Genomic DNA, 17,435 nt, shown 5'->3' with positions numbered 1-17,435 from the left:
GCGCGATCAACACCCCCCTATTACATTGTTTGGGGCTTACTCGTTTTGGCATCACGCTCCGTCCAAATAATTATTTGATCCACCGTCAAATCTTCAATGTGAACACCGCAATCCAGCGCGATCTCCCTCAACACCTGCATCGCCGAAATCACCATCCGCGTCAAAAACTTCTCATGGCTAGAAAGTTGTGCCGATGTCACTAGATCTTGCCTCGTATCAGCAAAGTCAATATCAGGGTAAGGCGAATCCCATTGCAAAAATGCCGACGCCAATCCTTGCTCTTTGCGAATATATGAGTCGCGTTCAACCCATTGCACGATCTGGATAGACTCTAGCTCTTCAGCATGAATACTCAAATCCGTGGCAATTTTTGCAACAATCCGTAAAGACGAAACTGTAATCCGAGTCATAAATTTTGCCATCGGTGAAAGCATGGCTTGATCGATCGCCTGTACTTCTTCTAGAGCTAAAAACTGAATTGGCGATGGCGACATTTCCATGATATTTTTCTCCCTAATGGTAAAAAAACAAAAATTAACAAAAAATAAAACTAACAAAAACAAGAGCTAGAGAAACCCTAGACAGCAGAAAGGGTAGGCACTGCCATAGTACCTACCCCCTCCATTGTGTTGAAATTAACCAATGATCTGCAAGAAACCTTTGCCAGTCACAAGCTCGATCGCAATTAATGCGACAAAACCCACCATAGCTAGACGACCATTGACCAATTCGGCATATTCAGTAAACCCAAAGCGGCTTTCACCCTGTTCAACATACATCTTAGGTTCGATCGCCCAGTTGTTGAGGATGCCACGATCATCTCTAGTAAAAGCGGTGCGGGTCTTGGTTTGTTCGGTCATCATTTTTTACCTTATGTCTAGAAATTTTTTAAGTATCTTAGATATTTTTAAAAGCTCTTTAAAGTTTTGAGTGTGGCAAACTTAGATAAACTGCTTAGCACTGCTACATAAAACTTAACGATAACTAATCCTAGCCCCTAATGACAAACTTTCAAACACATCAAAGGGAAGATATTGCCGAACCTTCCCCCACCTTCTCCAAAATTGTGCCGCCCCTTGCACCTTTATTTGCACCTTTATTTGCTCAGTGCCACGACACGCTCAATTGGCTGCCAAGCCAGCTTCAAAACGAGCAGTTTGCTCAACTATACAGGCTGGTTTTAGAAGGAAATCGTCAACAAAATTTGACGCGCATTACCGAGTTTAATGACTTTTGGGAAAAGCATCTATGGGATTCCCTGCGTGGCATCTGGGCTTTGCAGGAGCAAGAACGGTTACAGGTGATTGACATTGGCACTGGTGCAGGTTTTCCTGGCTTAGCGATCGCGATCGCCAAACCATCTTGGCAAGTCACTATGATTGATAGCACCCAGAAAAAGGTTAACTTTGTGCAGCAAGTAATTGAAGAGCTTGAACTAAGCAATGCGATCGCCATAGCTGGACGGGCAGAAGCCTTAGCACAGTCAGTAAAATATCATCGGAAATTTGATCTTGCAGTTATCCGCGCCGTTGGCAAGCCTGATATTTGCACAAAATACTGTTTGCCATTTTTAAATCAAAAGGGCAACGCAGTGCTTTATCGCGGTCAATGGCTAACCGATGAAAGCGAACAATTCAGTGTATTTTGCGAATCTCAAAATATTGAGTTGGGTCAAGTGGATCGATTTCAAACGCCGCTTAGTGCAGGGCTAAGGCATAGCATTTATCTGTCCCCCCGTTCAACCTCCATCTCAAACTCATAGGGTGATTCAAAGTTAGAGGTGTCATACAAAAAGCGGATCACCTCTTCTTCGAGGCGATGTATATGGTGGATTTCTATAGCTTTGGTAATTCGCAAAGCTGAGAGGTAGCCATCTAAAAAAAGTCTCATCTCGTCAGTTGTGCGATAACCGCGCTCTGACATTTCGACTAGGGAGTCGGTAATTTTTTGATAATGACGAATGGCGATCGCGTCTTGAAGCATAGGTCAAGCTGTAATAACTACCGTCTTAGATGAATATGGCATTGAATATGCTGAGGTAATAATTTTAGATTTCCCCAATGCCGCGAGTATGTGATCGCAAGTCAAGAAAATTTAATTTTATTCACCGCTAGCAATACTCTTAGCATTGTAATTCTATCACTTGCCAATGGTAAGCATTTTGAGGATTTGCTAACCAAATGACCAAGCTAGGCTTTCAAAAATATCAGCTTTCAAAAATATCAGTCTGTTTCATAAATTGGCAGGACATTTCGCCAATTTGAAAAATCTTGGGTTGAAGATTGCGATCGCCATTGCTCGTATGCAATAGCAATTAAACTGCTACTACGGTCTAGAGGAGGAAGCTCCTGATGCGATCGCGCTTCTATGGTGTCACAGTCAATGCCATAAACGGGGATGTCTAACTGTTCGCCAAGGGTTCGGGCTACCACCACACCAATGCGCATACCAGTGAAGCTGCCGATCCCCGTTGCGATCGCCACAAACTTAAAATCCTGCCAAGACAAATCGCCCACAAACACAGACAAGCAGTCGTGTAACCGCACAGATAAATCTCTGCCAAGTTCCCATGACTGCTGCTTGTGAATATTGTAGGCGTAAGGACAACGGTCGGCATCATATTTGATAGCAGCGATCGTCAGATCCAATTTTGAAGTGGTGGTATGCAAGGCAAGGGCAAAACTTTTGTTCATGATCTAGGAGATATTGGCAGGAGCGATCGCCAGCCTTCAGTCTAGAACTTGCCAGACATAGCGCCAGTATCGGCTGCACCAGTATCGGCTGCACCAGTATCGGCTGCACCATTAGATTCAGAGTCTTCAGGATCGTTATAGTTACCCATTGGTCTTCTGCGTCCGAAACGACCGATGGGCGTGCGCTTGCGAAACTTGCGTGCATACGCTTGGTTGCGAAGAGCTTTTTCTTTCTTTTGATTGCGGCGCTTAGCCATGTTAAACCGTTATACCCCTTAGAGATTTTTTAAGTTGCGTCTACTTAAGCTAACACAAAATGCGAGATCAACAAAATCAAATTTTTAATCTCTCCACAGCAGATGTTGCGACTTTCACCTAGACTACGGCAAAGTGAAAGTCGCAGAACCCTTACTAGGATCGCTAGGAGCGATTTTCCATATTCATGAGAATTAGCTAAGGTGCTAAAGCATTGCCTCTCAGCAAGCTACCGAGCGTCTTAAAGGTAATCTTTAACTGGGTTAAAGGATTAGCAGGTACAACGGTTTTATAGAGATAACTGTCAAAGGTGAGCTTCTGCACATCGCGATCGGCACACATTTCCACAAATGCCTCACGGGTAGCATTAGTGGCATAAAACACATTCTGGAGAATGTCTAATACCTTGTAGGTCAAGCCATACTGCTTATCCCAACGCTTAATGTAAACCTTGAGATCCGCCTCAGTGGGAATCCTTTTACCAGCTTCTGCAAACTCCACGATCGCCTCAGCGCACATCCGTCCAGACTTTGCTGCAAAATAAATGCCTTCACCGCTCGACTTAGTAACATAGCCAGCCGCATCGCCAACGAGAGCCGCACGTCCTACCACACGGCGAGGACGGGGATGCTCAGGAATTGGATGGGCTTCAACCTTGATGACTTCGCCACCTTCAATGCGAGGCAAAGCACGGGCGCGAATCCCCGCTTGCAACTGCTTGATCATGCGCTGGTTCTTGTGCATCGTGCCAGTACCCACCGCCACATGATCGTACTTAGGAAATACCCATGCGTAAAAGTCTGGGGATACATCATCACCCACATACATTTCCGCAAGGTCTTTGTAATATTCCATCTTGTCAGGCGAAATGCGGATGCGCTCTTGGAAGGCGATCGCATAGTTATAGTCACCCGCATCGATCGCCTTTGCCACCACTGAGTTAGCACCATCAGCCCCAACAATCAGATCCACCTCAAGGGTACGAATTTTGCCTTCGTTACTGCCTTCGCTAAAGTCAGAATAGGTGATTACATAGGGCTGCTTCCCATTCTCAGTGATCTTAATATCCAGCACCCTGGCATTGATTAGCTTTGCGCCTAGATCTGCCGCCCGATTGCGTAAAAAAGCATCCAAAATTTCACGGCGACACATCCCGATATATTCATCAGGATTGTCTAGCTTGATATCCACCTCAACATTGCTCGGTGAAATCATCTTCATGTTGCGAACGCGGCGATCGATAATCTCTGGAGGCAGGTCAAACTCAGAAACCATACATAGCGGAATTGCTCCACCGCAGGGCTTGGCGTTGTCCAACTTGCGCTCAAATATATAGGTTTCAATCCCCGCCTTAGCTAGGGTCTCAGCCGCACAGGAACCCGCAGGTCCGCCACCTACAACAGCAACTCGTAATGTCAAAATGCGCTCCTAAAGCTTTTGTGCAATCAATTTTTAACTATGTTGAATGCTAACACTGCATCCCCGTCAGTTGGGGCAAAATTGATGAATATTAACATTTGTATTGTTTTATGTATTGCAGTTAGAGGATATGAGCAGAAATTTCCACACAGAAGCCCCAATTCTAGTAAGTGAATTCGATTTGCCCTTTTTGTTGCATCACTAGCCTCCCACTCACAATAATCATATAAGCGGGTGCAATAACAATTAAATTCCTATAATTTACATTACTAAAATTAGACTCAAAGAAGTATTCAATGCTCCGAATACGGTTATCCTCAATTTTTTTAGTAGGATTAGGAAACAATACAAGGTAAGGCTCTATAGTTTTAACAATCCAGAATAGCCCGTCAGGAAATTTTTCGAGTTCCAGAGGATTTCCCCAATAAGCACGATTACTCATAATACTTTCTGATGTGGCTGAGTAGTAACCTTCGGTATAGGGTCGAAGTAGTTCATATCTACCATCTTGATAATACTCAATTGCTAAGTCATAAGTTAATGGCTGTTTAGTTTGCATTTTCTCGACAGGATACGCTGGCAAGTATTTAGGGGAAACTGCTTTGGTTTGATTGGATGAATCATCAGAATCTGATTCATAATTACCTGACAAATCTATGTTGTGATGGTCAGTAGTTGATGGTTTAGAATTATCTCTATCATTTTTCAACTCGCGCTCAATGTTACCTAGGTAGCTTTTTGATTTGCCTAGATATTGATCATTAGTTTTTTTATTATGTGTTGATGTATTGTGTTCACCACCCAACCTTTTTTTAGAAAGGCTAGGTACATCATTAGGTTCTAAACTAGTATTTTTTTCCTGTTGCTTATGCTTAGTTGCTGGTTTGTTAACAGATAAGTCAGAAGATGAGTTATATTTTTTAAATAATATATACCCAAACAAAGCAACAGTAGCTGTTAAACCTAATATCATGGTATTAGCAAATGACTTAAAATTATTTAAATTTTGAGATGTTTCGCTATCATTATTTGCGTTTTTACCTAATTCTTCTCTCAAACTTCTTACCGTGATTTGCAATACCTTAACCTGTTCTTCTAATCTTTTAACTTGGTTATCAGTCAACCTAACTGGTGCTTTAACTAAATTGTTAAGAGTTCCAAGTATCTCTGATATTTTTTCATTTGTATGCTTAATAAATTTTGTCTCTAACGTTTCTTGATCACTTTTACTGATCTCGGATGGCTCTAATTTTACTTTGTCCCCTAAGGCAGATTCTATTTCTTTCTTATTCTTTACAGTATCAGACATTAGCGATACAAGGTTATCAAGTCCCTTAATGTCATTGATAATTTCCTTTAATGAATTACTATTTACATTTGAACAGATTGTCAAATTTGCGATTGCTTTTAAATCTTTTGATAAGTTTTCGGATTGTCTTGCAATTGATGATTCAGAAATGCTTCCACCTGATTGCAACTTACCGATTTTCTTTTCATAATCACTAATTCCTTTTATTAAACCATCTAAACATTGTTGCGAAATATCTGTCGACACATTGCCATTATTGTCAGCACTATTGCTAGTTTTCGGAGCAACATTTTCAGGATTATTTCCCAATAGACCACAACCACTCAACAGAATCAGTTGAGTAAATAAAATTACATGTCTAGTAAAGTAGTGTTTATATTTCATCATCTGCTTACCCATTCCTCTGCAAGTACTTCTATCAAAGCCTTCAGTGCAAGAATGAATGGAGGTTCAAGACGAATATTTTCCGTAGTTGCACCATTGTCTAGGATCAGAGAATCTCTTAATTTATCAACCACTCGATCCCAAAAGATATAGTTATCTGCGACAGTGTTTCTTAGGTTATCATCATCGTTTTGGGCATTTCCCAAGCTATATCCTTTGATGACTGGAATTTGAATATCACGCCTCCTTCTCAAACCCTTTTGAAACCAATATATAAACTTAGGAAGATTTACCAAATCATTTGGATCTGTGACAACTTGTAATGTATCAATCGATTCAGAGATATCAGCATCAAAAGCTATATATGAATTCCAAGTAAATACCCTAGAGCCTATTTTACATGGTTCACCCGCTATCAAATCCTGTTCAGATCCAGATGGATCACCCAATCTTTTTTGCCCTACTACTAATCCGCAAGCAGCTTCTTCTTTGGGCTGATCGCTGATAGCATTGGATTTAGATAGGGGTTGAAATTCTGAAGCCTTGATCGTCATCTCTTGGAATAGTTCGCCAATTTCATCATTCTCAAACTTACCCGTATCAGATAGCCAATTCAAGAGTCGGCATCCATTACCGCCGAAATATACATTAACAGGCTTACCAGCTTTATATCGTCTAGGACTGTCCGCGTCTTCTTTGTGAAGAACTTGTAGAACTAATCCAGCATAATAATGAAGTCCTGCAATGCCAATCGCAAGTATCTGCAAATATTTGTACAAGCGCTCGTTTCCCTGTAGTCTCCTACGACGAGATCGAAGCCATTCATCACCACACTCTTTAGCTAAAGCGTCCATCGCAGTTGCAAATAGTGACTTAGAATTTCTTAAGTTAATTAGAGTATCATCCGTAGCAAAATTAATGTGCCTCAGAAACTCTGGATCACGCCTCATAATATCACTAAACAAGTGTTTCCCAGCCAGTTGCACAGAACATTGATAAACAGGGACAATACCATTTTTATGCTCCTCCCAGATTGAGATATCAGAAGTTCCCCCACCAATATCGATACAGGCTGCATTTAGCAAAGACTTACCCTTTTTGGAGGAGAAGTAGTGAGCAACTGCTAAACTCTCTGAACGAAAGTGAGCATTACTATTTGCTCTTAGATCTTCATATCTTAATCCTGTTATAGCAAAAAGCTTCTCGGAACAGTCATTCCAGATATCCACATAGCTACTCTTGTCCCTACGAGAGAATGCTGTCGGATAAGAAAGTGCCCACTGGATCTGACTTACTCCACTCTTTACTGCTTGAGCAGAAACCTGTAAAGCTAATTGCTCTATGAATAAACGCATCGGCTCTTGATTATCGAGGTTATTCCATTTGAGGTTACTGATCAAACAATCCTTGCCATCATCAAGCTTGTTTATTGCACTGGGGACATAAATACGTCCATCGAAAATAATCTCTGCGTCAACATTCCCGTGGCGAGTAACTGGAATTCGCCCATTTTTTACTGACAAAAGACTAGCTATGGGAAGCTTTTGGCTTAGTGGAATAAAGTTCTCTGTTAGTGAAGAAGTCCTAGTGTCAGGATCACTCAGTGTAATAGAAAAATGCAAGTCATCGAAAGACATTTTCTCATCATATTCACCCTGTTTCTTGTAAACATTAGTAAATGATGTACCAAAGTCAACACCTACATTCCATTGCTTATTAGTTTCAAGTACAGCCACAGGTGTTTTCAATGCGATAGCCCCAATAACACGATCATGATAATAGCAAGCTATATGTTTAGGGAAACTATCAAGTCGAGATACTTGCGAAGTACTGAATCTATGTATATTTACTTGAGGGTTCGTGATGTTAGAAAATTCAAAATTCAGTTGAGTCTCATCTACATCGTAGTAGTAGGAATAATAAATTTTCCAATTTGGACTGGTAAAGTTTGGCCAGATTTCAGCAACTGGCAAGCCAGAGATCACATTCTCATTTTTAAGCTCATATTGTTTTTCAAGATTATGTCCATCAATCTGAATACTAAACTTGAGAACTGTGTTTGCCTTGAGGCTTTCGACTTTTAGAGTTTGGAGTAAGTTAGCAGCATCATCACGATTGAAAAATTTTGGCTCAATCGGTAAGATCACGGAAATTGGTGAACCAGCGAAAGTTAGATTTTTAAGGCTATCTGGAATATTTGCATTGGGAAAAGCGTTGGGACGACGCAGAAAATATAGATCATTGCCAGACAAGAAGAACTTAACACCGCCGAGTAAGTCAGAGGGGCGGAGAATAGAGGCATAAAAAGCTATTTCAATTAAAATTCCGAAATATGTATCATCATTTAGCAGTTCTGTAGCAGGGTTTAGGGCTTGGTTTTTGTCGCCACCAAGCGCATCGATAAACTCATTAATCAATGTAGAAATTTGGTTGTGAATGCCCAAGCTGTCTGCGGATATTTGCCTACGCAGATATACTAACCATCTAGATAACCTTATTTTTTGATCGTTATTTAGATAGCGTTCAGGAGATTGCACCTGACCATTGACAAACCAAGGTAAACCAGTCCAGTTAGCGTCTTCGGCGGGGCAAACAATTGTGCTAGGCGAGGTCATGCCGATCGCACGACCATTCCAGCAAAATACATAACTTTGCAGCCAAGGATTAAGATTATGCTCCAGAGCGAACAAGCATTCGTTGGTGCTTGGGGCTAATCGGAAAAGTGACTGGATAAACTTATTATTTCTATATGCAGGATCTGTTAGATCGATAAATTTTGCTGTGAGTCTTCCCACTTCTTGAAAATCTGGGGCAAGGGCGATCGCTGTTAGCATTCCCCGCCATTGGTTGATCAGTGGTATTCGGATGCGATCGTTGTAATCATTACTGGATAAAACTGATTGCAGCGCCAAAGGATGCGCCCACATACTAGGAATTGAGTTTACATTGGCAACCTCGGTATTGACAATCACATCAATACTGCGGGCAACATCATCAAAAGCTGTTGCCGACTGACGATTCCATTTACCTGCTGCCCCATGTTTTACCTTACTGTCTCTAAGCTTAGGTAGCATGAAGATGGACTTATCTGTTGCCTGCGCCATTGTAATTTCCTCTCTTTAAAAAAACAAAAACTTTTCTTGTGTGTGATTAGCCGATTATGTGATTTCTAGCAGTTTCTACAATCCACAAACAACGTATGCAAATTTGGCTAAGCCAACATAACCTCTAGCATCAATCAAGCTTAGGTCAATACCATCATCCGAGTCTGGGTCTAACCGCAACTTTATTAGATCAATGCGATCAGCATCTTTCTCTGCTTCCGAACGGGAATCATCCCCCACCAAACGACCAAAATTAATTTCGTCTGGTGATGTCACTTTATCCATAGCAAACAGACTAATGAACTCATTATCGTCAGATTTATGTAAGTCATCTAACCACAGTGCAAAGTTATTACACCACTGACTAATTGGGGCTGCTTCACTTGTTTCTGTTGCAGGATTATTGATCTCAGGCAAGTAATTAGATTTACCATCAACATTAAAAAACGGATTTAGCCAAATGCTTGCAGCGTTCATCCAGCCCTTAGGTTGATTGCCAAGGCAATATTCTTCGAGTTGACCAACAATACTGTTGTACCACACAAAAGCAAATCTAACTGCATTTCGCAGTGCGTGTCTAACTACTGGCTCATCTGGGTAATTAAAGTAATCATTAATCGGTGCATATTCAATGCTATCTGGCTCTGACGGTAAGTCTAGCCAGCCTATACGATCTTCAAAGCGGCGCTCCGCAAAAACAATCTTTTCAGTGTCAGTTGGTTTATCGCTATAGATAAAGTCCCTAACCGCAAGTCCTGCATATAGCTCAACAATGTGTGCCCTATTTTCCTGCTGTTCCCCGCCAACACTAAAATCAAATTCTGCCCGATTTTGATCACCGATACAGTAGAACACGTCACATATATCTTGCATTTGGCTTTTGTAGTAACGCATTGCTGCTTGCGTATTCAAGGCAAATTCTGGTGCGCGTGCATATACCTCATCACTGGGAACATCTGCTCCACTAACTTTAAAGTTAAAGTAAGGAAGAACTAAAATACTGCCTAAGGTTAAGTTTTCCCTAGGAGTTCCCTTCGCACCTATGCTATTTCTACCGACAAAGAAATCATTTAGCAATCTCGCTATTACTGGTAATCCAGATGCTCCAGTGCCACCAAATACTGAACCACACAGCAGAATTTTGACGGTTGTGCTTTCGATCGCATTATCAACTTCTTCTAAGAATGATGCCCAAGGTCTAATATAGTCTGGATAGTTACCCTGATAACGATCAGCTTTAAGCTTTTCAAAATCTAATTGACTCATAAAAGCAGAACCAATGGCTGGTCTCCCCCGAAACCCTTCCGATAAGTCTATATTCTGCTCTTCATCAGTATAAAGTACATCAAAAAGGTCTGTCAGCACTGAATTACTATCATGCATGGCGTTGTAGTTAAAAAAACCTTTTAAACTATTGCCGCCTGCCCCTACAGTGGATATACCCAGATTGACAATTTCTGTACGCATCCACTGACAAGGGTCGCCAGCTTGCCATACTGACTTTCTACATTTATTGTAAGCATTAAGTTGATTGCAGGTGCGAATGTAGTTGCCGTTTGACTTGTCAGGATCTACAAACAACACCTTGATTTTGTCATCGCTCATTAACCCAGTAGAAGCCAAGTGTATAACTGACTCTACACAACGCGCCCCTGATCCACCAATTGCAATCAAATATAAGGTCATAGCTGAAGCTCAAAGAAGTAATTTTTTAAACAGGAATGCCGATAGAAGAGGCGATGCTACGGATCTTGCGGGAACCAGGAAGTATGTACTTAGCAAAGTTTTGAGAACTCAAGCAAGTGCCAATCCAATAGATCCAAATCACATGAAGCACATGACTGATTAATATGTATACTACCGCATCCTTTAAGGATTCCCGATAGGCAAAAGTAACTACACCAATGGTTGCTAGAGGCAGCATTAGCAGTCCCCACCAATATTTTACTTGCTCATAGCACCTTTCATCATCTTGAGATCTTGACGATAGGAAGAACCATATACCAGCCGCGAATAGGGTTACACCCATAACAATTAAAGAACTGGGAATGAAAGTGCTAGCAAGCCATGCACCTGCGACATTACTCGCGCCTCCCTTTTCAATAGGGATAACACCATTTTGAAACAACAGTAAGAATGCTGCCCAAAAAATGAGAGATATTACGAGGCTTCCAATAATCTTTAGCACAGGCTTATCTTTTTGGTATTTTTTTATGGTTAGTTGTTAACTAAGCATTAACTAAACGCCTTGTCTTGACTGTTCAATATACTTAACGGTTGAGTATGAACTTAGTGAACTGAATTCATATCATTGAGTCATTAAGTAATATTGGACAAATCAATGATTTTGATCGTTACAATGCTGCTTAGATAAATGTATCATCAAATTGGACTTGCATGATCATATTCTAATCCTAAGATTATTTTGATCAATTAATCAAAGGCTTGATTCAAAGAATTAAGTTTAGCTAACGAAAAATATGCTTAGCCTGAATAAATAGTATATGATTACCATCGATCTTGTCTAGTAATCACGATATGAAAGCTCCAAATGGACGTGGAAAAAGTCCCAGCCGAGGACGTAATAATGGATTTGTGATTATTGTTATCATTTTGATGGCGATCGCCGCCATGTTCGCTGCTGCATTTTTGCTTAAGCCGAAAGCTTTGGCGATCGACTGTAATGTACCTGCGCTTTCTCAGAATGCTCAATTTAAAGAACATTCCAAGAAAATTCAAGCTAAGGTGTATGTAGATGGCACTCCTTCTATGAATGGGTTTGTGGCGATCGAGGGGAGCCGTTATATCCGCGCGTTACGTAGTCTGAATACGGCGATAACTGGCAAATGGAAAGATGCACAGATTCAGTTTTATCGATTTGGCGATGATAGACGAGACCTACTAACACCTACTGATTTTTTGAACGCCCAGAAGCCGATATTTTATCCTAAAACGCCAGAAGAGGTGAACACAAACTATCCTTGGTTTGCCAATAGTCAGATCAATAATGTTGTCAAAACAGATAAGCCTTCAAACGACAGCTTAGTTCTGATTGTCTCTGATATGACGGAAAACAATCAAAATATCCGAGATATTCTTGAATCATTCAAACAAAAATATCTTAATGCGGGATTTTCTGTGGGCGTACTCGCTCAGCGTAGTCAATTTAATGGCACGGTGTATGACGTGGGCAATAATAATGAGTTTTTTGAGTGGAATACTAATTTGCCAGAGCGCAAAAAAAATGGGGATAAATCCTATCGTCCCTTTTATATTTTGATGTTGGGTAGATATGCCAATATCAATTATCTTTATGAACGCTTAGTTGAATCTGAACCAGATATTGCTGAAGGCAGTAAATTTGTAATCTTTGACAACAAGGCTATTGATTCTGCCATTGCGTTAGACCTACAGAAATCACCCCCAACCCAAACCGATGGCGTTGTCACTGGGATCAATTACAAGGGTGCTTTTACAGAACTTGGTGAACCAGAATCTAGTAAGGTGCAGATACTAAGACTTTTGCCCAACAAATCCTATAGCTATAGTTACAAAATAAATCAACAAGCAGCTTTACCTCATACAGTCGCTGCTTTTGCAAGAGAGCTTGAGCATACTGTGGAAGCAAGTAAGTTTGATGCTTCTGTAAAGGATTTAGTCAAAAATGATGCTGCTAAGCAATTTGTAAAAGCAAAAGAAGTCAGGTTTAGCAGTCAACAGACTGAAGTTGAAGTCAATTTTAATATAGAGAGTGGCGTAGATGGTACTTACAAATTTATTATAAAGTCTACTCTTGATAAGTTGCCGCTTATTCCTTGGTTTAAAGAATGGAGTAGTGATGAAAGTAACAAAAATGATGGAGCAAGAACTTTTAACGTCTTTCAATTATTAAATGGCTTGCATCAACTTGTGGTGACAGCAAATAGCGATCGCCCTAAAGACGATAAACTAATGTCAAAGCTATGTTTCGTTGCTGAAATTCACTAATTTAATTCATAGAGAAATTAATTTCTAGAGCTTTGGCGAGAATAAATTGTTGAATAATAGAAAATAGAGGATTTAAGTATATCCTTAGTCCTCTATTTTTGAGGTGGAAGATTTTTTTTTAAGCTTTATCCTTTTTTATGATCTCCAGACTGGCATTTTTTGAAGCATTATCAGTGAAGTCAAAATAAATTGTTCCGCCCTTGATATCATCTTTTGGCATAGCATTAACAATTTTAATTTTCATTTTATCTAGATTTGTATATAAAGCTTCAAGCGATCGCTGATTTTTTAGCCCAAAAGCTTTACTGAGTTTTTCAATCAGATCATTTTGGCTTAACAGCACTCCATACTCAGTACTAGAACTTCTTACAATCAGTTCAATCTTGTTTAATTCAACTTGTCTAACGCTAGATACTATTCCTTCGACATTTTCCTGACAGTTCTTAACACTGAGATCGTACAGATTTGTTGTGCGTGGATTTGTGCCAGAGCAGTCTAAAACGTTATCGACTCTACGTTGTAAACCTTTAAAAAATCCGTAATCTTCTTCTCGTTTACCAGTTGCATACTTTGCTCCTTCCTTTATCGTGTTTGGTGCTTCTAGTAACAACTTTTCTATGAAGTTACGCTCTTCTTGCAGTTTTGGCGAAATGTAAACAGAGCCAGGAAGGATTGGTCTGCTAAGGCTGATAACACGATAATCACCGCGATTAATTTTTGTAACTATATTTGACGTAAGCTCATTTTTGAGACCGTTGCCATACAAGACTACGGCAGCATCAACCTGACCAGACTCAAGTGCTTCGACTGAATTTTTTAAGAATGGGGCAGGCAGAGGAACGCCTTGAAATGCTCTGCCATAGAGATCGTATATGGGCATATAGTAAAACGCAACATTATTCGGATCACTAATAGCTAGCTTGGTAGTCTTGTTGATATCATCAACTTTCTTAATAGTAAGGTTTTCATTTTTGACAATCACAGCAGACTGAATTATTGGGGCATCTTGTGTCATTCGAGCAACGAAAAAGTATCCTTCATTGATCGCGGCGATCGATGTAAAAGGTTCGCTGGTAAATGCAATATCCCACTCTGCATTCTCAATTTTTTCTTTAGCTTGTTTGAGGGCATTCTCCTTAGAAATCGCAATAGGATCTAGCTTGAATTTCATTTGAGAACTGTCGTTTAGGTATTTCTCCAATTCTTCATAACCCTTTTTACCATCTTCACCTCCTGTCACTAGTGCGCCAACTGTAAAAGTTTTATTGCTATCTCCAAGCTTAGGATTAAAGTTAAAGCCAAAAGATTTCAAAAGAAACCATATAAGGACTAATACCGTTAAGCAAACAAAAACAATCATAGAAAAAGATAGTAATCTTTTGGAGATACTAAATTTTTGAGCGGGCTCTTTTTCAGTTTTTTGTATTTTAGGTCTGTTTTTCATGATTTATGTCAAATTCCTTAGTTTCTTAAAAATAGCAAACGCCGATTGTTTTCTTGATTTTAGTAAAGTTAGAAAGAATCAAAAAACTTATCGACATCTATATACCCACTGTTCCTGACATCAAGCTTCTCATCGTTAGTACCATCAAGCTTAATTATCGGCTTGTCTTGTTTAATATCAAAAAGTTGATTTAACACCTCATTAGCAGAATCTGTTGGTTTGAGAGTAATCAAGAGAGCAGTACATATTTTACTCTTAGCATTTTGTGGCGAAGATGCAGTGCAGATTACCCTTTCGCCATTGATTTCACCACTGGTGATGTAACGTAATTTACCTTGCGATCGCAGTGATTGCATTCGCGAAGTTACTTCTTTACAACGGCGCATGGGGGTATAGTCCACACCGCCAAAGTCTGCCACCCACCGAATAAATGGGCGGCGCTCTGATTTGATCACTACATAGGTTGTGGGAATACTATCAAGGCTGCGATCGCATACAAATTTAGCAACGCCCGATGTATTAATATTCGCACTAGCCACGAATGCACTAAATGCCTCAAGCAGGATGCTAATTCCCAAACTCACTATATCTAACTGTGCCATATTTGTTTATTTAAGGTTTATGCTTATCATTAATCACTAAGGCTTAATACCAGCAGCCATAAGTGCAATCCTAGCTTCAAAATTGGCTGCCCAAAAGCCAGATATGCTATCTAGCTGCTCATTAACATCCTCACTACGAGCCATCGGTTGCGATTGCCAATAGTTAAATGCTGGTACTTCATAGCCTAGATTTTTGTCCTTTAAAACAGCTATAAACTTCTTAGTATCATCCTCAGATTCTTGGGAAACTGTTTTCACTGTTTCTTTAATTTCGCGAATAGCCGCTTGCTGCTGCTCAAAACTTAGTTTAGGATTCATATTACTAAAATTCAAATTTCCAAAAATGTCGGTTGCTTTTAGTGTGCCAGCCTGTAGCGAGTAGTACTTATATATGAGCATTGAAGACTCTAAATAAGAGGATAATGCCGATCCTGTTAGGTCATAAACATCTGCTAAGTTGGCATCATCACTACCGATCTTTTCTAATTTCTTAATTAAATCATCAGACAAGTTTTTAAGCGAAAAAGCTAGGTAGTAACTTAAATTGTTAGGCTCTCCCACTAATGATTTTAGATATTCAATATTAGATCGGGCTGCCCTGTCTAAAATCTTCGCCAAAGCGATGAGCTTTTTTTTGTTTAAGTTACTAGTATTACCACGAGCTTTCACGGCTTTACCAATATCAAGTGAAACTTTAGACTGGTTAAGGTATTTTCTAGCCATCTCTGGCACAAATAAATTGCCTAAAGCCCATATTAGATAATTATCTTCACTTATCTCACTAGGTGATTTATCTGAGAATTCTACTAAAGACTTCGCACGCGCTGAATGCGAATAACTATCAACAAAGGAAGTAAATGGTAAATTTTCTTTTGTTGATTTCTCTAGGTTTCTGATTTGTTCTTGAACTAGCTGCCGAATTTCCCCAAAATTCTTCTCTGCGGTATTTTTAAGCTTTTGCCTATCATTACTTTCGGCTATGCTTGCAAACTCAGCAATATTTTTGTGAATAGACGCTGCAAAGTTTGCTTGGTTTAAACGGTTAAATGCACTACTAACTTCTTCATTGCCGCCTTTCTTATAAGTTTCAAATTGTTTGTAGTAAGCATCCTTGACTTGACCAATCACACTTAGCTCTTTCTTGGTAGATTCCTTTAATGCAATAAGATCAGGTATCGCAGCTACTGTCTTATACGATCCTTCAATCTCTTTAATCTTGGAACCAATAACAGTGCTTATATCTTCTGATAGCTTGAGATTTTCAAGGGAGATATCCTTAGATAAGTATCGAGGAATTTCTTTGCCAGTTAAAAGTTTGTATGCACCATATATATCTTTAGCAATTTCAACACTCAGATTAGTAAGCTCTGTATCAGCTTGTGTGATTTTGTCATCGCTTTGCCTTGGAATGATTACTGTGATATTACCTAAACTTTTTTTGTCCCTGAGATTGTCAGCAGCTTTCAGCTTTCCCGGAATACCTCCCACGGGTCCTACAGTTCCATCAGGATTCACTGTGCCAGTCATTGTTACTTTAGGATTAATCGCTTGGTTATCACCTCTAACTAGGGATAAAAAACTAACTGTGAATAATGCTCCTGCGCTGGGACCGTCAACATCTTTGTCTGTCTGTGTTTCGACTGTAAATTGGCAGTTACTTAGATCCTCTCCCAATAAGAAACTTGTCATTACGGCGGCTAAGTTTGCAGAAGTTTTTAATTGCTTGCCAACCTCATTGTTTCCTTTACTAGTAAACTTAACAGGCATAATCTCGGCACTGTTCAAGTTAGGGCTAACTGATAATTTAACTGGTATTGCCTCTTTTGTAGATAAGGCATTGACTGTAACGCTTCTTTCACTACAAGAGATAGATCCACCAGCAATTTGAGAAATTAAGTTGGGGTTAGTTGCAATAATTGTTCCCGTGATCGCTGCGACAGCGAAAAATATGCCTAAGACTAGTGCGATCGGATTGCCCTTATTGGTTGGGTTGCGGAAAGGGGAACTGGATTTGGGACTTGCCCCACTTTTAGGTCGATTAAACATACCAGGTTTTTTGCCACTATTCCCCCTTGGCTTGTTTGAACCACCACCAGTCTTACCTTTCCTTCTCACAACTAGTTACTCCTAAAACTAAGCCTTGAACTTCAAAGAATTATACCTAACTTTTGATTTATTGTTTGGTAATTTAAGACACACACATAAATTTCAGAATTCACTTTAGCCTAATTATTTCTT

At 39.9% G+C, this 17,435-nt stretch carries 15 protein-coding genes; 2 read left to right on the top strand and 13 right to left on the bottom strand.

The features are described 5' to 3' along the window. Positions 1 to 20: 20 nt before the first annotated feature. Both H6F44_RS22735 and H6F44_RS01005 read right to left on the bottom strand, forming a co-directional pair. On the bottom strand, positions 21 to 500 hold the full coding sequence (locus tag H6F44_RS22735; RefSeq protein WP_199301933.1) for a hypothetical protein: 480 nt from the start codon (positions 498 to 500) through the stop codon (positions 21 to 23). Positions 501 to 635: 135 nt separating this feature from the next. After that, positions 636 to 860, bottom strand: coding sequence for a chlorophyll a/b-binding protein (locus H6F44_RS01005; protein WP_190349055.1), 225 nt, complete (start codon positions 858 to 860; stop codon positions 636 to 638). 140 nt (positions 861 to 1,000) lie between these two features. On the opposite strand from H6F44_RS01005, the gene rsmG reads away from it, so the two are divergent. After that, positions 1,001 to 1,762 carry a 16S rRNA (guanine(527)-N(7))-methyltransferase RsmG gene (gene rsmG / locus H6F44_RS01000; protein WP_190349054.1) on the top strand — a complete coding sequence of 254 codons (762 nt, stop codon included), beginning with the start codon at positions 1,001 to 1,003 and terminating at the stop codon, positions 1,760 to 1,762. Here the strand turns inward: rsmG and H6F44_RS00995 are convergent. The 8 genes from H6F44_RS00995 to H6F44_RS00960 all read right to left on the bottom strand — a co-directional run bounded on the left by H6F44_RS00995 (position 1,723) and on the right by H6F44_RS00960 (position 11,352). Next, on the bottom strand, positions 1,723 to 1,983 hold the full coding sequence (locus H6F44_RS00995; RefSeq protein WP_190349053.1) for a DUF6761 family protein: 261 nt from the start codon (positions 1,981 to 1,983) through the stop codon (positions 1,723 to 1,725). The genes rsmG and H6F44_RS00995 overlap by 40 nt on opposite strands. Before the next feature lie 239 nt (positions 1,984 to 2,222). Next, positions 2,223 to 2,693 carry a hypothetical protein gene (locus H6F44_RS00990; protein WP_190349052.1) on the bottom strand — a complete coding sequence of 157 codons (471 nt, stop codon included), beginning with the start codon at positions 2,691 to 2,693 and terminating at the stop codon, positions 2,223 to 2,225. Positions 2,694 to 2,734: 41 nt separating this feature from the next. Continuing rightward, positions 2,735 to 2,950, bottom strand: a complete 216-nt coding sequence (locus tag H6F44_RS00985) for a hypothetical protein (RefSeq protein WP_190349051.1) — start codon at positions 2,948 to 2,950, stop codon at positions 2,735 to 2,737. A gap of 196 nt (positions 2,951 to 3,146) precedes the next feature. Then, positions 3,147 to 4,367, bottom strand: a complete 1,221-nt coding sequence (gene chlP / locus H6F44_RS00980) for a geranylgeranyl reductase (RefSeq protein WP_190349050.1) — start codon at positions 4,365 to 4,367, stop codon at positions 3,147 to 3,149. A gap of 163 nt (positions 4,368 to 4,530) precedes the next feature. Beyond that, a complete protein-coding gene (locus tag H6F44_RS00975; protein WP_190349049.1) occupies positions 4,531 to 6,075 on the bottom strand; it encodes a hypothetical protein in 1,545 nt (514 codons plus the stop codon). Beyond that, positions 6,060 to 9,164: a cell division protein FtsA gene (locus H6F44_RS00970; RefSeq protein WP_190349048.1), complete on the bottom strand. Its 3,105-nt coding sequence runs from the start codon at positions 9,162 to 9,164 to the stop codon at positions 6,060 to 6,062. The genes H6F44_RS00975 and H6F44_RS00970 overlap by 16 nt, the downstream gene beginning before the upstream one ends. A gap of 75 nt (positions 9,165 to 9,239) precedes the next feature. After that, positions 9,240 to 10,850, bottom strand: a complete 1,611-nt coding sequence (locus tag H6F44_RS00965) for a hypothetical protein (protein ID WP_190349047.1) — start codon at positions 10,848 to 10,850, stop codon at positions 9,240 to 9,242. Between the two features lie 25 nt (positions 10,851 to 10,875). Continuing rightward, on the bottom strand, positions 10,876 to 11,352 hold the full coding sequence (locus tag H6F44_RS00960) for a hypothetical protein (protein ID WP_190349046.1): 477 nt from the start codon (positions 11,350 to 11,352) through the stop codon (positions 10,876 to 10,878). 350 nt (positions 11,353 to 11,702) lie between these two features. Here H6F44_RS00960 and H6F44_RS00955 point away from each other — a divergent pair, with 350 nt between their 5' ends. Then, on the top strand, positions 11,703 to 13,151 hold the full coding sequence (locus H6F44_RS00955; protein WP_190349045.1) for a hypothetical protein: 1,449 nt from the start codon (positions 11,703 to 11,705) through the stop codon (positions 13,149 to 13,151). A gap of 118 nt (positions 13,152 to 13,269) precedes the next feature. On the opposite strand, the gene H6F44_RS00950 is transcribed toward H6F44_RS00955, so the two are convergent. The 3 genes from H6F44_RS00950 to H6F44_RS00940 all read right to left on the bottom strand — a co-directional run bounded on the left by H6F44_RS00950 (position 13,270) and on the right by H6F44_RS00940 (position 17,312). Then, entirely contained in the window at positions 13,270 to 14,595 is a 1,326-nt protein-coding gene (locus H6F44_RS00950) for a PhnD/SsuA/transferrin family substrate-binding protein (RefSeq protein ID WP_190349044.1), read from the bottom strand. A gap of 68 nt (positions 14,596 to 14,663) precedes the next feature. After that, positions 14,664 to 15,197 carry a COP23 domain-containing protein gene (locus tag H6F44_RS00945; RefSeq protein ID WP_190349043.1) on the bottom strand — a complete coding sequence of 178 codons (534 nt, stop codon included), beginning with the start codon at positions 15,195 to 15,197 and terminating at the stop codon, positions 14,664 to 14,666. 36 nt (positions 15,198 to 15,233) lie between these two features. Continuing rightward, a complete protein-coding gene (locus H6F44_RS00940; protein ID WP_190349042.1) occupies positions 15,234 to 17,312 on the bottom strand; it encodes a S16 family serine protease in 2,079 nt (692 codons plus the stop codon). Positions 17,313 to 17,435: the final 123 nt, after the last annotated feature.

Source organism: Pseudanabaena cinerea FACHB-1277, from assembly GCF_014696345.1.
Lineage (GTDB): Bacteria > Cyanobacteriota > Cyanobacteriia > Pseudanabaenales > Pseudanabaenaceae > Pseudanabaena > Pseudanabaena cinerea.
Note: the sequence above shows the minus strand (reverse complement) of the source record. Positions and strands in the feature narration are given on the sequence as shown.